This is a genomic window from Gallintestinimicrobium sp., from assembly GCF_046968865.1.
Lineage (GTDB): Bacteria > Bacillota > Clostridia > Lachnospirales > Lachnospiraceae > Gallintestinimicrobium > Gallintestinimicrobium propionicum.
In genome coordinates this window covers 263,054-278,031 of record NZ_JBKVPW010000002.1, presented here as the reverse complement: position 1 = coordinate 278,031, position 14,978 = coordinate 263,054, and the positions used below count along the sequence as shown (strand labels likewise).

Here is a 14,978-nt window from a genome sequence, read left to right as displayed (position 1 = left end):
CCCTCCTTATCGTTTCATCTTCGGGTCGAACGCATCGCGCAGACCGTCGCCTACAAAGTTAAAGCCAAGTACTGTGATCAGCAGACAGATACCTGCCGGAATCCAGATAAACCAGTAGTTGGTCATAACGTAAGCATTGTTGACGTCGTTGATGATGTTACCCCAGGATGCGAACGGGAACTTAACACCCAGACCTAAGAAGGAAAGGGTCGCTTCCGTAATTATCGTGCCGCCAAGACTCATGGTACAGGTTACGATCAGCTGCGGGATAACGTTCGGAACCAGGTGACGGAAAATCCGCTTGGAGGCCCGAATACCGCAGGCTTCCGCAGCCGTCATAAATTCCTGCTCTCTCAGGGAAAGGATCTGTCCACGCACCAGACGTGCGATAGACGGCCAACCCAGGAACCCGAGAACCAGCATCAGATAAAGCATACGGATCTGGGGATCGAGCTGCATGGCATCCATTGCAGCACCCAGAATGATGATCAGGGGTGTGGACGGAATACAGTAGAAAACATCTACAATACGCATGATCAGGTTATCCACCCATTTTCCGAAGTATCCGGCGATACCGCCCAGCAGGATACCCAGGAACGCTGAAATAAATACAACGATAAATCCGATCACCAGGGATACACGTCCACCGTACATCAGACGGGTCAGCATATCCATACCGTTTGTATCGGTGCCGAGCCAGTGTGCTTTGGAGGGACCTGCATAACGGTCATACACATAGGTTTCCTTCGACTGCAGTACAGACCAGGTCTTGGAATCCGGTTTGTAAGTGATGGTGTAGGTGTATTCCTCACCGTCTGCATCAGTGTATATAAATTCTTTGGTATCGCTGTCGATGGCATCTGCCAGTTTTTCTTTAAAGTCACGGCTGATGACAACGCCGTTTTCCTTTGCCTGTACAACGAAACGGCTGACATAACCAATCTCATCGCTGCCGGATAAAATATTTCCATCTGCGTCCATGGTATAATCCTGACCGTCCGCAGTAAAAGAAGTTTCTCCGTTTGCATAGGCCTTTAACGCTTCATGTTTGACTGCGAAAGTCAATGCAGAAGCCTCTGCGCCGTCTGCAGCGTTTACGATGTCCTTTGCCGCGATTGCCAGCACTGTGCCGTTGCTGGAAATCAGATAAAGATCTTCGCCCTCTTTCTCTACCTCATAGGTCACATCTTTATACTCAAAGCTTTCCGCATTCTTGCCGATGGCAAGCATCAGCTGTGCCTGCAGAATGGAGCCAAACTCCTGTCCGTCATTGATCGTATAACGCAGATCGTTATTTTTTACCACACCCACATACTCTTTGTCCATGTGGGTATAAGTATAGAACTGTTCATCCTGTCCGTAAGGGCTTATCAGACCGCCGATAAAGGAAAAGACAAACATAACGACCAGCATAGTCAAGCCAACTACTGCCAGTCTGTTTCTGAAAAACCGTTTTGCAACCAGTGCGCCGGGGGACAGCACTTTGACACGACGGTCGTCATTTAAGGACAGTTCCTGCTCTATTGTTTCTTCTGTCACTTTCTTTTCTTCCTGCACCATGCTCTCCTCCTTTCTTATGCAATCCGGACACGGGGATCAACCACCGCGTACAAAATATCAGAAATCAGGTTTCCGGCAAGGGTCAGGATTGCCAGAAACGTCATATAAAACATGGAAAACGGAATATCACCGGAAACCATGGCCTGATAAGAGGTATAGCCGATACCAGGAATTGCAAACAGTGTTTCCGTGATCAATGCACCGGAAAACAATCCAGGCAGGGAACCGCCCACAACTGTAACCAGGGGAATCAGGGTATTACGAAACGCATGGTGATAAATAACCTTTTTCTCGGAAAGTCCCTTCGCACGCGCAGTACGGATATAATCCGCATTTAACACTTCCAGCATATTTGTTCTTGTATAACGCATCAGGGAACCGACAGAAACAATTACCAGTGTAATGATCGGCAGTACCAGATGGTTTGCCTTATCCATAAGCTGTCCCCAGGAATCCAGCTGCGCATAGTTACGTCCCACCAGACCATATAAATCAAACCAGCCCAGTTTTACGGAGAACAGCAGCTTTAACAGCGTTGCGAAAAAGAAGGTCGGCAGCGAAATACCCATCAATGCACCTGCTGTGATCAGGTAGTCTGCTTTGGAATACTGTTTGGTTGCTGCGATAACGCCCAGCGGGATCGCAATAATCAGCTCCAGCACGAAAGAAATCGCGCCCATTACAAAGGAAAGCCAGATAACTTCCTTAAATTTGTCCAGTACCGGTACCGTATATTTCCAGCTGTCTCCGAAATTGCCCTTCAGCGCATCCCCTACCCAGGTCACAAAACCGAGTACGATGGGTTTGTCCAGGCCGTAGGATGCATTTAACTGTTCCATCCATTCATCATAGGACTTTGCACCCGCTCCCTGCGAAAGCTGCATCGCTCTCGTTTCCACAAAGGAGCCGGGAAGACATCTCATCAGGGTGTAAATGATGAAGGATACGCAAAATAAAATCATGACTGACAAAAGCAGTCTCTTGACGATATATTTCCGCATAAAAAAACTCTCCCTTTGTTCTTATCGATTCCCTTCTTCCGCTGTATATCAAGCGGCCGCCTGCCCCAGGCAGCTCCTTGATATACAGCATCGCCCCTGATCTCCTCCTTAGAGGAAGATCAGGGGCATAAGCCTGCAGTCTGTGCGTTTTAAGCTGCACAGGAATCGCCGTCGTTTAGTTTAACTCCAGCTTTTCAACTTCACTTCTCCAGCTCCAGTAAGGAGTCATATCAGGAGTCAGAGTGCTGATGTTGATACGTTCGCTAGAGAAGATGTAGCATTCGCTTCTCTGGTAAACAGGAACTTCAACGCCCCAGTCCATGATAATATCCATGGCTGCTTTATACAGGCTCTTTCTATATGTCTGGTCAACGGACTGACGTGCTGCAACGATCATTTCATCCAGCTCAGAATCATTGATCTTGTAGTAGTTGGTCGCGCCCTTGCTGTGATACAGCTGATACATATCAGGGTCAGGAGTTGCGCCCCAGGCTGCTACCCACATTTCTGCCACGCCGGACTGATAGGTCTGATACAGTTCAGATGCAACTGCGATATCGTTTACAGTCAGAGTAAAGCCGATCTTTGCAAAAGCGTCTGCCGCATTCTTTAACAGCAGGAAGGAAGGATGATCACCGGAGCCGCCTGCACCGATGTTTACCTGATAGCCAAGCTTAGCGCCTTCGGGAGCTGCTGTCAGCTTGCCGTTTTCTACGGTGTAGCCCGCTGCTTCAAAGAAGCCAAGTGCTGCCTGTGCTGCTGCTTCATATTTCTCTTCTGTGCTCATACTGTCGGTGTAGATCGGATTGCCGTCTACATCCGTAGAGTAAGCGATCTGATAACCGTCGTCTGTTACCTGAGGTGCTGCCCAGGAGGTATTGGAGATCGGGTAGTTGATTACAGAAGCGGAATCGCCGTAGTAGGAATCAATACCCTCATCACGATATACTGCAAGGATGGTTGCGATTGCCTTACGCAGATTCTTGGACTGCTCAGATGCAGGATCGCTGCCAACCTTAACGTTATCAGCGCTCATGGCAACATAACCATAACCAAGGAAATCATACAGACGCAGGGTGATCACATCACCGTCGAACTCTTCGCTGCCGCCGTTGTATTCCGTAATCTGATTACGAACCTCGGTAGAGTAGGAAGGATCTGCGATATCGATGGTGCCGGATTCTACACCGACAACCTTATCGTCTTCCTGAGTTTCCAGGAAGTTCAGATGCTTGATCTTGGGCTCGCCCAGGAAGTAGTTCGGGTTGGAATCCAGATAAACAATACCGTTGCTGAACTCCTTGAAGGTGTAAGCACCAGCACCCATAGGAGCGGTAGTTACGGAACGAACCTTGGAAAGGTCACCCTTTTCAAAACCGAACTTGTTGTTGTCATAATCATACAGGGATGCATCGCCGTAGTAGCTCAGAGGAGCGATTGCAAAAGAAAGCTGGTAGATCATGTTTGCGGATACTTCGGTAGTTACAACTCTCATGCTGTAATCGCCGGTCTTCTGAATACCTTCGATATGATCTGCAGAATCGCCGGTTTTTACACCAACAGTGGAGTAATTGTAAACATCTTCCGGAATCAGGTCAGACAGAGCAGAGCCTGCTGTCTCAGCTTCCATGGAAGAGAAGTTCCATTCATACTGATTGCCGATGGCCATAAAGAAATCCTTTGCAGTAGCGCCGTCAGCCAGCTCGAAGCCCCAACCGGCCGCTGCAGAGGTAACGTCAGTAGCACCGTTCTCTGCCATATAATCAACGATTTCCTGTGCAAATGCAGTACCACCGTCATTTACTGCAGCCCAGAAAGCGGTCTGCTGATCTTCTGTCCACAGAGAGAAGTCTGTGTTGTCTTCGCCTGCTGCTGCGATCAGGGAAGCCAGGGTTGCCATACCTTCCCGGTACTCCTCCAGACCAAGGATCGGCTGGCTGTAGAGAGTTGCAGAGCCGTCGTAGGTAGGATCGCAATATACATACATGCTGAAAATTACATCATCAATGGTGATCGGTGTTCCGTCAGAGAAGGTCAGATCATCACGAATGGTAACGTCATAATAAACGGAACCGTCGTCGTTCTGAGTCATCTTCAGATCAGATGCGGTATAATAGGTATAGTCTGTTCCATTGTAAGAACGAGTCTCACCTTCGATACCTTTCTCAACAATAGCGCCCTGTCTGTCAGAGCCTAACAGACCGATCTGAGTCATATCAACGATATGCTGATCTTCTGCGCTGGCTGCAAAGAACGGAGAGAATTTTCCCTCAAAATGTGCGCTGGATGCCACCAGAGTATCCGCGCCGCTTGCAGATGCATCAGCATCTGCGGTCTCTGTTGCGCCTTCCGTAGCAGGTGCAGTCTCTGTCTTGCCGGAGCCATTACTGCTTCCGCAGCCAGCCAGAGAGCCGGTCACCATGGTAAGCGCAAGCAGAGCTGCAAGAGCCTTGTTCGCCTTTTTCATGTGAATCCTCCTTATATTTGTTGCAGGATGATACCGGTTCTCACAGCTTTTCCACCCCTGTGATCGCCATGCCTGCAGGTTCCATCGGCCCATTCCCTTTTCCTTTCGTCAAAGTACTAGCCAATGCTTAAATATATTACTATCTTTTTTACATTCTGTCAATCCCATTCCGTGTCAAAAATACATTTTTCCGTCACAGTCACACACGCTTCCACGCGTACTTTTTGATGGTTTTTAGCAGTGTAAGTATGGCAGCGCCCATAACTACTTCTATTATAAGGAACGGAGTGGAGGATAAAATTTTGTCACTGTGACGCGTTAATTCAACAAGTTCTCCTATGACGGACACTCCGGCCGCCGTGATGCAGACTCCGCCGCGCAGCGAAATTTTGCACACTGTCTGCTGATAAACGTATTCCCGAAGCGGATATTCCTTGCCCAAAAGCCTTGCACATGCCCACGTGAGGCTGCAGGCCGCCGCCAGCTGCACTGCATATGGAAGCAGCACGAAAATGCTTCCCTGCAGTCCCACCGACGGTACACATCCTGCGGCGATCGTCAGCAGGAGGACTGCGATTCCGGCTGCCGCCATCGCGGTGGATTTCTTTTTCCACTCTTTTTCTGACAGTTCACAGGCATATCGACTGCCCTCGTATTGATAGTTGCCGTTTTGTGTTTTCCTGAAATCGTCCAGATAGGCCCGGCGGCGATGGGATTTTGTAGAAGACCGGGCGTCTGCTTCTTTGGGCGAAGCAGTCCCCGGAGCCTTGGCAGACTTGGATTCTGTGGCTTTAGAAGGCTCCGAGTCCGTTTTTTTAGGGGGTATATTTCTCTGATTATTTGAAGTCATGTTGAAATCCATCCTTTGTTTTGATTTTATCATTGCAATTCCTTGCTGTTATTTATCAACAATTCCACAGTTGACAAGATCATTCTTTTATTTTAATATAGACGCATGAAACGGGTTTTGCGACCGTGAGGCTGACTCAGAACAGTCCAGACGGTGTGCTCGTTTCTTTTTTTGTTCTGACAATATCATAAAGATATAATTTTCCATCTGCATCACAGCGAACCAGCATTCTTGCAGAAAATATATTATATCTTTCCAGTTTCCCTTCCTGATTATATACTGGAAGTCCAAATCTGACATCATAACGATACCAGCCATTTTGTGCCCGGTTTCCATGGCGACCGCCATAATCTTCTGACTCGCTTTTATTCACAGCTGTCCTGATCAACTCTCCTATTGCCTGCGCTGCATTTGCCTTTGCTTTTGCATTTGCTCCTGCCAGCGCCTTCGTATCTTTAGAATGTGCATATTCTCCCGGAAAGTCTGTTCCAATATATATTTTTTCTGAGTACGCTTCAATTTCGTAATAGGTTTTCACATACTCTTTCAGGAATTCTTCGACTTCCTTCCAGCTCATTTTCCGCTTTCCCCGAAACCGAATATCATTTATAATAACAATATTCTTACCATCTGCATCCCGGACAATCGAAATTTTTCCATCCTCCGACTGCATCTTTGGCAGGAGTTGTTCTTTTTCTTTTGTTTTTTCATGATAATACATCAATCGCAGCAAATATCCCGGCATTTCCCGATGTCCCAGTTCCCATTCCTGCACTGTTCTGTACGGGATCCCGAAATATTCCGCAAATTCTCTGCGGTTCATGCCTGTTTCCTGCCGAAGCTTCAATAATATTTCTTTTTTCTCCACCGCCGTCTCCTTTATACTCAATGAGTATATTTTATCACACTTTTTTCAAATGACAACCTCCGGTTTCCGGGAAGAAACGTGCGCCGTCGGGCACAAAACATAATAAAGAATGTGCCTTGGCACATTCTCGCGCCGAGGCGCAGTTGCTTTAGCAACCATCTACCCTTGCGCCGAGTGCGCATCCCGCGAAGGGTTTTTGTGTCATAGGACGAAGTTTCCTATGACACAAAAAACCGGCAGACATTTTTCAATGTCCGCCGGTTCTCTTTTTTTATGGCAATAGAATGCTCGCAGAGCGCGCATTCTATTTTTATGCAATTTTCACCGCTATGCAATGTGCCGCAGCAATTAACTTATCTGCCGAACTGCATATCGTTGTTGCCGGAAGTGGTCTCCCACATTTCAAGCATGTTGATCGGGTCGTTGTAGTCTGCCAGCCAGCCTTCACGAGCAAAGTCGAACTGACCGTCTTTTCTCTCGTTCAGGAATACGGACCACTCACGAGTCTCAACGGTTACGTTGATACCGATCATAGCGAAATCCTGCTGGATTGCTTCACCGATCTTAACATTACCTTCGGAATCGTTGGTCAGGTAAGTCATGTTGATGGGGGTATTTGCGGAAAGCATGCCGCTTTCATCGAATTCATAGCCAGCGCTCTTTAACAGCTCGATTGCTTTCTCTGTGTTGCCCTCCATATCGGTAGGATTGAAGTAACCAACGTTCTCTTCATCAGGATAGGTGTAAGCGTCATCATTTGCTCTGAACTCACCGCCATTGCCATCGCTCATGCCGGTAGGAATGAAGGTGTTGGCAACTTCCTGGTTTGCCTGTGCGATCGCATCAACGATATACTGACGGTCGATCAGCAGGGTGAATGCTTCTCTCATTGCTGCAGCCTCTTCAACCGTCTTGCCTGCAAACAGCTCGCTGTTTACATTGAAACCGCAGTAGTAAGTTCCCAGAGTAGGGATCTTGTGATATTCAGGGGTATCCTTAACGGTAGCCATCATATCGGTAGGAATGGTATCTGCAAACTGCAGGGAGCCATCCTGGAATGCATTGTAAATTGCTGTGTCATCAGAGCTCAGCATGAAGTTGATCTTTGTCAGGGAAACCTTGTCAGCAGCCCAGTAGTTAGGGTTGGGCTCATAGGTCATGGACTCGTTATGCTTCCACTCGGTCAGTACGAACGGGCCGCTGCCTACGAAACCAGCTTCCAGTGCCCATGCACCGGGGTTGGTGTCAGCGCCGTCAGCAGCTTCTACAGCCTGCTGGGGTACAGGATAAAAAGCAGGGAATGCGCACAGGTCAAGGAAATATGCGCAAGGTGCGTTCAGATGAGCAGTAAAGGTCTTGCCGTCTTCGCTTGCTTCGATATCCAGAGTGCCGTCATCCTTAGTTGCAAATACGGAGCACAGGTAAGAATAGTCAGCAGCTGTGTTTTCATCTGCCAGACGGTTCCAGCTATACAGAACGTCATTTGCATCCAGAGCTTCGCCGTCAGACCATTTTAAGCCATCCTTCATCGTGAAGGTATAGGTCATACCGTCTTCGCTCATTTCATAGGAATCTGCCAGTTCAGGAACCAGCTGACCGTTCTCATCGTATGCGAACAAGCCGGAGAAGTTCAGGATTGCCAGGCATGCACCGTCAACAGTGGAGTTCAGCGCGGGATCCAGTTTGTCGGGCTCAGATGCAATCTGAAGATCCAGGGTGTTGGTAGGAGTCTTTGCAAAACCGAAGTATTTAAAGCCGAACAGGTTGGAATAGATGTTCTCTACATCGGTCTTCTGCAGGTAGCTGTCGTTGTAGTAGTACAGCGGAACAACTGCCCAGGTGTTCATCAGCTCGTCCTCAGCCTCATGCATCAGCGCTTCACGCTTTACAAGATCTGTCTCCGATCTGATCGCAGCGATTCTTGCATCATAATCCTCCCATGCCGGAGCAGCTTCGCTGCTGGGTCCATGCTCACCGGTTGCTGCTGCAGTGTCTGCTGCTTCAGTGGATTCTGCTGCAGCGGTGTCTGCTGCTTCTTCTGTTGTTGCTGCAGGAGCGCTTGTATCAGCTGCTGTGGAACCACAAGCTGCCAAAGAAGCGGTCATGCAAGCTGCCAGCACAAGTGCCAGATACTTCTTTTTCATAATGTCTTCCTCCTTTAAAGATAGATAATGAAAAATAATATATACCCAAACAGTCCGCTAAATCTGCGTCCTGTCCAAGCGTCAAAATTACTGCCGGTTATTTATTCCAGCATGCTACCTGATGTCCGTTGCCGCGATCTGTCAAGGACGGGCACTCCTGTGCGCACTTTTCCGTGGCATAGCGACATCTGGTACGGAATGCACAGCCGCTTGGCATGTGCAGAGGGCTCGGGACATCCCCTTCGAGAACAATTCTCTGCCGTTCCTTTGCCATCTTCGGATCCGGATAGGGAACTGCACTTAAAAGAGACTGTGTATATGGATGCATGGGATTGTCATTTAATTCATTGGAATCTGCAATCTCCACGATCCTGCCCAGATACATTACTGCAATTCTGTCAGAAATGTGATGGACAACCAACAGGTCATGGGCAATGAACAGATAGGCAACGCCCAGCTTCTCCTGCAGCTCTTCAAACATGTTGATGACCTGTGCCTGAATGGAAACATCCAGTGCACTGACTGCTTCGTCACAGACGATAAATCTCGGATTGGTGGCAAGTGCTCTCGCAATACCGATACGCTGTCTCTGACCGCCGGAAAACTCATGTGCATAACGGGTTGCATGCTCTGCATTCAAGCCGACCAGCTCCATCAGATGCAGGATCTTGTCTCTTCTTTCTCCTCTGGAGGTGTAAAGCTTGTGGACATCCAGAGGCTCGCCGATGATATCTTCGACTGTCATACGGGGATTTAAGGAAGAATAGGGATCCTGGAACACCATCTGCATCTGCCTGCGCATATGTCCGATGCTCTTTTCATCCACTCTCTCCCCATCGAAAAAGACGTCGCCGGAGGTCGGTGTATACAGACGCAGCAGAGATCTTCCTACAGTCGTCTTACCGCAGCCGGATTCTCCTACCAGACCGAGGGTTTCTCCCGGCTTGATGGAAAAGGAAACGCCGTCCACCGCTTTTAAGGGTGTGGTTTTCATAAATCCGGTTTTGATCGGGAAATACTGTTTTAAATCCCGTACCTCCACCAGATATTCGCTTTTGTTTTTTACTTCTTCGCTCACTGTCTGCCTCCTTTTTCTTCCTCCATGGCTGCCTTTACGTTCAGCCAGCAGGATGCAAAATGACCGTCAGGCATTTGCATTTCCGGCGGCTGCTCTTCGATACAGATCTTCATCGCTTCCTCGCAGCGTGGGCAAAATGCACAGCCCTTTGGCATATTTAAGAGGTTGATCGGTGTTCCCGGAATCGGGATAAGCTTTTCGCCGATTCTGTCCACATTCGGAATGGAACGCAGCAGACCTTTCGTATATTCATGGTGCGGACGGTAGAAAATGTCTTCTGCCGTACCTCTTTCACAGACTCTTCCGCCGTACATAACGATAATTTCATCGCACATGTCCGCGATAACACCAAGATCATGGGTTACCATGATGATTGCCATGCCGAGCTTTTTCTGCAGGGACTGCATCAGCTCCAGAATCTGTGCCTGGATCGTAACATCCAGGGCAGTCGTAGGTTCGTCTGCAATCAGGATATCAGGCTCACAGGCCAGTGCCATTGCGATCATGACACGCTGGCGCATACCGCCGGATAATTCGTAGGGGTACTGTTTCACACGCTTTTCCGGTTCATTGACACCAACTAAAGTCAGCATCTCAATGGCTCTTGCCTCCGCCTCTTTCCCTTTTCTGTCCGTGTGAAGCTCAATGGCTTCCTTTAACTGGTTGCCCACCGTAAATACCGGATTTAAGCTCGTCATGGGATCCTGGAAAATAATAGAACAGCATTTTCCACGGAACTCCCGCATCTGCTTTTCAGAAAATTCTGCAATATCCTGTCCTTTGTAAAGGATTTTGCCTTCTGTGATGCGGCCGTTCTTTTCCAGAATACGCATAATGGAATATGCGGTTACGGATTTGCCGGAACCGGATTCGCCGACAATACCGAGGATTTTGCCTTTTTCAAGGTTAAATGTAACACCGTTGACTGCCTTGACCTCTCCCTTATCTGTGTGGAAGGAGGTATGCAGATTCTGCACGGAAAGGATATTCTCACTCATGGTCTTACCTCCTTAATTTCGGGTCAAATGCATCCCGCAGGCCATCGCCCAACAGGTTGAATGCCAGGGTGATCAGACAGATCATGCCGGCAGGGAATAACAGTTTGTAGGGATACTGGGTGATTCCGGCTCTTGCCTCGTTTGCAAGGGAACCAAGAGACGGCATCGGAGCCTGCACGCCCAGACCGATAAAGCTTAAGAAGCTCTCTGTAAAGATCGCAGACGGAATCTGCAGCGCTGCTGCAATGATGATAACGCTGACGATATTTGGCAGGATGTGACGGCGGATAATTCTGGAATCCTTCGCACCGCTGACTCTCGCCGCCAGAATGTATTCATTCTGTTTTACGGTCAGAATCTGACCGCGGACCATACGCGCCATGCCGGTCCAGTACAGCAGAGCAAATACGATAAACATGGAGATCATGTTGGTACCGATCTTCTGCAGCGCCGGAAATGCGTCGACATTGATAATCTCACGCAGTACGACAGACAAAAGAACCACCATCAGCATATCCGGCAGGGAATAAATGATGTCCACGATACGCATCATCACCATATCCACCTTGCCGCCAAAATAACCGGAAATGCTTCCGTAGACAACGCCGATCAAAAGGACGATCACTGCTGCAAACAGACCTACCGTCAGAGAAACCCGGGTTCCGTAAATCACACGGATGAAATAATCCCGTCCCATGCTGTCCGTTCCCATGATGTGAGGGAACACTTCTCCGCCCTCTGCCATATAGGCCAGCTCTTTTTCGGAATAGGTAAAGGGTGCCATGTTGCCCGCCGTCTTATCACGGCTGCCATTTACGGTAATGATCTGGGAATATTTATAAGGTACCACATGGGGTACGATCAGAATCATTGCAATAATGACGATCAGGGCAATCATACTGCCAACTGCCAGCGGATTTTTCATCAGCTTGCGTATACCATCTTTAAAGAAGGATACCGATTCGCTCATAACATCCTGCTGTCTTTTTTCTTCATCGGTTGCTTTTTCAAATTTTTTCAGATCCACCTGAAAGCTCAAAGGAGATTTCTTGGGCATCTGATCCATGCTATTGGTTTCGCTGCTCATTGCTTCCTCCTTTCTTATTCCAGTGTGATTCTGGGGTCGATCAGCTTGTAAACGATATCGGTAATCAACGTCATCGTAACCATCAGGGTTGCCAGGAAAATCGTCGTACCCATGATCATCGGATAATCGCGGTTTGTAATACATTCTACGAACTTGGAGCCGAGACCGCCGATCGTAAAGATGGACTCTACAACGAGAGAACCGGTCAGGATGGAGGCTGTCATCGGACCGACATAGGTAATAACCGGAATCAGGGCATTTCTCAGGGTGTGCTTGAAGATGACCTTCCACTGTGCAACGCCCTTCGCCCGTGCGGTACGGACATAGTCCTGACCCAGTGCATCCAGCATACTCGTCTTGGTCAGTCGGGTGATGTAGGCCATGGGATATGCAGCAAGGGCAATGACCGGCAGCACGTAGTTCTGACTGGAGGAGCTCCATACCGGAATCCATTTCAGTCGAATACAGAACACCAGCAAAAGCAGGGTACCCAGTACAAAGCTGGGAAGAGAAGTAAACAGTGTGGAGAAAAAGATGATCAGTCTGTCCGGCAGCCTGTTTCTGGTCAGAGCCGCGATGCTTCCCAGCACTACGCCGGAAATCAATGCTACCAAAACTGCCATGCCGCCAAGCTTTGCAGACACTCCAAACGAATTGAAGATCGTCGTTTTAATCTCTCTGCCGGTCTTTGCGGAAACGCCGAAATCACCGTGCAGCAAATTGTTCAGGTATAAAAAGAACTGCTCCCAGACAGGCTTATCCAGATTAAAGCGCTGTTCCAGAACGCGTCTCACCTCATCTGAGATTGCTTTCTCTCCATCGAAAGGACCGCCGGGAATTGCGTTCATCGCAAAAAACGTAATGGCACAGACAATGAACACGGTCAGGATCGCAAGCAGTACTCTCTTCACAACATACTTTGTCAAATGTCAACACTCCTTTTCTTTCGCACATCCGTCCGGTAAATACACTTATTCGCTACAGGCGGACATTATGCTTAAATAAAAATCCCGGGTAACAAGACTCTCCTTTGGGTTCGTTACCTGCCGGGCTTTTTTTATTGGTAAAAACTATATCATAATTTTCTGCTTCTTTCAAGTATTTTTTCGTTTTATCATATTGAAATAATTTCCCAAAAAAACGACCGGAATTTTATTTTTCCGGTCGTTTTTCATAAAATTCATCCTGCTTTGAGGGTATTTTCTCCCTGTTGACCGCCGTTTACGCGTGGAGTTTTTTCTCCAGCTTCTCTACGATTTCTTCAAAATATCCGTCTTCAAACGGAACCTTTAAGCCGCATTCCCGCAGCATTTCAGGATAAAACTTGGAAGCAGACAATCTGCAAAGCGCAAGGTAGCTCTTCCATGCCTCTTTATAATCCTCATCCATCCACACCTTGTACTGGAATGCGCAGCTTTGTGCCAGCACATAGTCAATATAATAAAACGGGCTGTTGTAAATGTGCTGCTGTTTCTGCCAGAATCCCCCCTTGGAAAAGAACGGATCCTCTTCATAATCCAGATGGGGCATGTAGATTTTTTCCAGTCTGCTCCACTCCCGGCGGCGTTCTTGCGGTGTCAGCTCCGGAGTTTCATAGACGATATGCTGGAACTCATCCACCATCGTTCCATATGGGATAAAACGGATCGCATCCTCCAGCTGCATGCTTAAGAAGTCCTTTTCACGATCTCCGAAAAATTCCTTCATCCACGGATCCGTGAAAAATTCCATCGACATGGAGTGGATTTCCGCAGTTTCCATCGTGATGTCCGCATGCTCCATGATCGGATCCTGCCCGGACAGATAGCCCTGAAATGCATGTCCGCATTCATGCGTGATCACGTCTACGTCGCCGCTGGTTCCGTTAAAGTTTGCAAAGATAAAGGGAGAATGATACTGGTACAGATAGGTCATATAACCGCCCTGTTTTTTATCCTTTCTGCCGAACACATCGAAGAGCTCATTCTCCATCATGAAATCGAAAAATTCTTTGGTTTCGGGGGACAACTCCGCATACATCTTCTGTCCGCTCTCCAGAATTTCCTGTGCAGTGCCCACCGGATCGGGATTGCCTTCTTTGAAGTAAACCTCATTATCGATATAAGAAAGCTTCTCCAGACCGAGGCGCTTTCTTCTGATCTCGTGTACGCGCTCTGCAAACGGTACGAATACCTCCTTCACCTGTCGGCGGAAATTTTCGACATCGTTTCTGTCGTAGCTGTTACGGTTCATTCTGTAGTAGCCCAGCTGGATATAATTGTCATAGCCCATCGCCTTTGCCTGCGCGGTGCGGTTTTTTACCAGCTTGTCATAAATGTCATCCAGTTCATCCGCAACTGTCATAAAGTAATCGCTGTAAGCCTTCCATGCCTGTCTTCTTACGGTTCTGTCGTTTCCGGTCAGATAGGGACGCAGCAGGGACAGATTGCATACCTGCCCGTCAAACGGAATCTTCGCGGACGCGATCAGCTTATTGTACTGAGTCGTCAACGCGTTTTCCTCCTGCATCAGGCCGATAATGCTTTCATCCATACTCTTGATCGCATTGTCCATCGTCGCAAAGGCAACCTTGCCGATCTTTTCTTCCATAAAAGAACGATACGGCGATTCGTACAGGGCGCGCTGATAATCGGTTGCCAGACTGCTCAGCATCGGCGCTGTCTCATCGTAATAATCCTTTTCTGCCGCGTAAAACGGATCTGCGGTATTGCCGTCGTGACGGATTTCCGCAATCGTCATGGAATCCATCATATTCTGATAAACCTTATAATATTCCTGATGGATCTCCCAGAGTTCTTCTCCGCTTTTTGCTTCTTTGACCCGTTTGGTCAAAGTTTTAAACAGCTCCGCTGTTTTGTCATAATCGACCCTTTTATAGGGCATGTCTTTGAACTTCATACGCACTCTCCATTCCCCTGATAGATT

The 14,978-nt window shown here is 48.2% G+C and carries 10 protein-coding genes and 1 pseudogene; all 11 read right to left on the bottom strand.

Annotated features, from left to right (window positions below; genetic code table 11):
• Positions 1 to 6 precede the first annotated feature (6 nt).
• Positions 7 to 1,560 carry an ABC transporter permease gene (locus tag ACLTOQ_RS03075; protein WP_308727512.1) on the bottom strand — a complete coding sequence of 518 codons (1,554 nt, stop codon included), beginning with the start codon at positions 1,558 to 1,560 and terminating at the stop codon, positions 7 to 9.
• 14 nt (positions 1,561 to 1,574) lie between these two features.
• Positions 1,575 to 2,561 carry an ABC transporter permease gene (locus tag ACLTOQ_RS03070; RefSeq protein ID WP_118496293.1) on the bottom strand — a complete coding sequence of 329 codons (987 nt, stop codon included), beginning with the start codon at positions 2,559 to 2,561 and terminating at the stop codon, positions 1,575 to 1,577.
• Between the two features lie 175 nt (positions 2,562 to 2,736).
• A complete protein-coding gene (locus ACLTOQ_RS03065; protein WP_412270174.1) occupies positions 2,737 to 5,028 on the bottom strand; it encodes an ABC transporter substrate-binding protein in 2,292 nt (763 codons plus the stop codon).
• 199 nt (positions 5,029 to 5,227) lie between these two features.
• Positions 5,228 to 5,878, bottom strand: a complete 651-nt coding sequence (locus ACLTOQ_RS03060) for a hypothetical protein (protein WP_412318707.1) — start codon at positions 5,876 to 5,878, stop codon at positions 5,228 to 5,230.
• 703 nt (positions 5,879 to 6,581) lie between these two features.
• Positions 6,582 to 6,701 (bottom strand): annotated as a pseudogene (locus ACLTOQ_RS03055) (helix-turn-helix domain-containing protein); the annotation flags it as partial.
• Positions 6,702 to 7,099: 398 nt separating this feature from the next.
• Entirely contained in the window at positions 7,100 to 8,890 is a 1,791-nt protein-coding gene (locus tag ACLTOQ_RS03050; protein ID WP_118762698.1) for a peptide ABC transporter substrate-binding protein, read from the bottom strand.
• Positions 8,891 to 8,987: 97 nt separating this feature from the next.
• A complete protein-coding gene (locus ACLTOQ_RS03045; protein ID WP_308727509.1) occupies positions 8,988 to 9,968 on the bottom strand; it encodes an oligopeptide/dipeptide ABC transporter ATP-binding protein in 981 nt (326 codons plus the stop codon).
• A complete protein-coding gene (locus ACLTOQ_RS03040; RefSeq protein WP_117960215.1) occupies positions 9,965 to 10,966 on the bottom strand; it encodes an ABC transporter ATP-binding protein in 1,002 nt (333 codons plus the stop codon). The genes ACLTOQ_RS03045 and ACLTOQ_RS03040 overlap by 4 nt, the downstream gene beginning before the upstream one ends.
• 4 nt (positions 10,967 to 10,970) lie before the next feature.
• On the bottom strand, positions 10,971 to 12,032 hold the full coding sequence (locus ACLTOQ_RS03035; RefSeq protein ID WP_412318760.1) for an ABC transporter permease: 1,062 nt from the start codon (positions 12,030 to 12,032) through the stop codon (positions 10,971 to 10,973).
• Positions 12,033 to 12,067: 35 nt separating this feature from the next.
• On the bottom strand, positions 12,068 to 12,979 hold the full coding sequence (locus tag ACLTOQ_RS03030; RefSeq protein ID WP_118762701.1) for an ABC transporter permease: 912 nt from the start codon (positions 12,977 to 12,979) through the stop codon (positions 12,068 to 12,070).
• A gap of 295 nt (positions 12,980 to 13,274) precedes the next feature.
• Positions 13,275 to 14,951 carry a M3 family oligoendopeptidase gene (locus tag ACLTOQ_RS03025; protein ID WP_412318705.1) on the bottom strand — a complete coding sequence of 559 codons (1,677 nt, stop codon included), beginning with the start codon at positions 14,949 to 14,951 and terminating at the stop codon, positions 13,275 to 13,277.
• Positions 14,952 to 14,978: the final 27 nt, after the last annotated feature.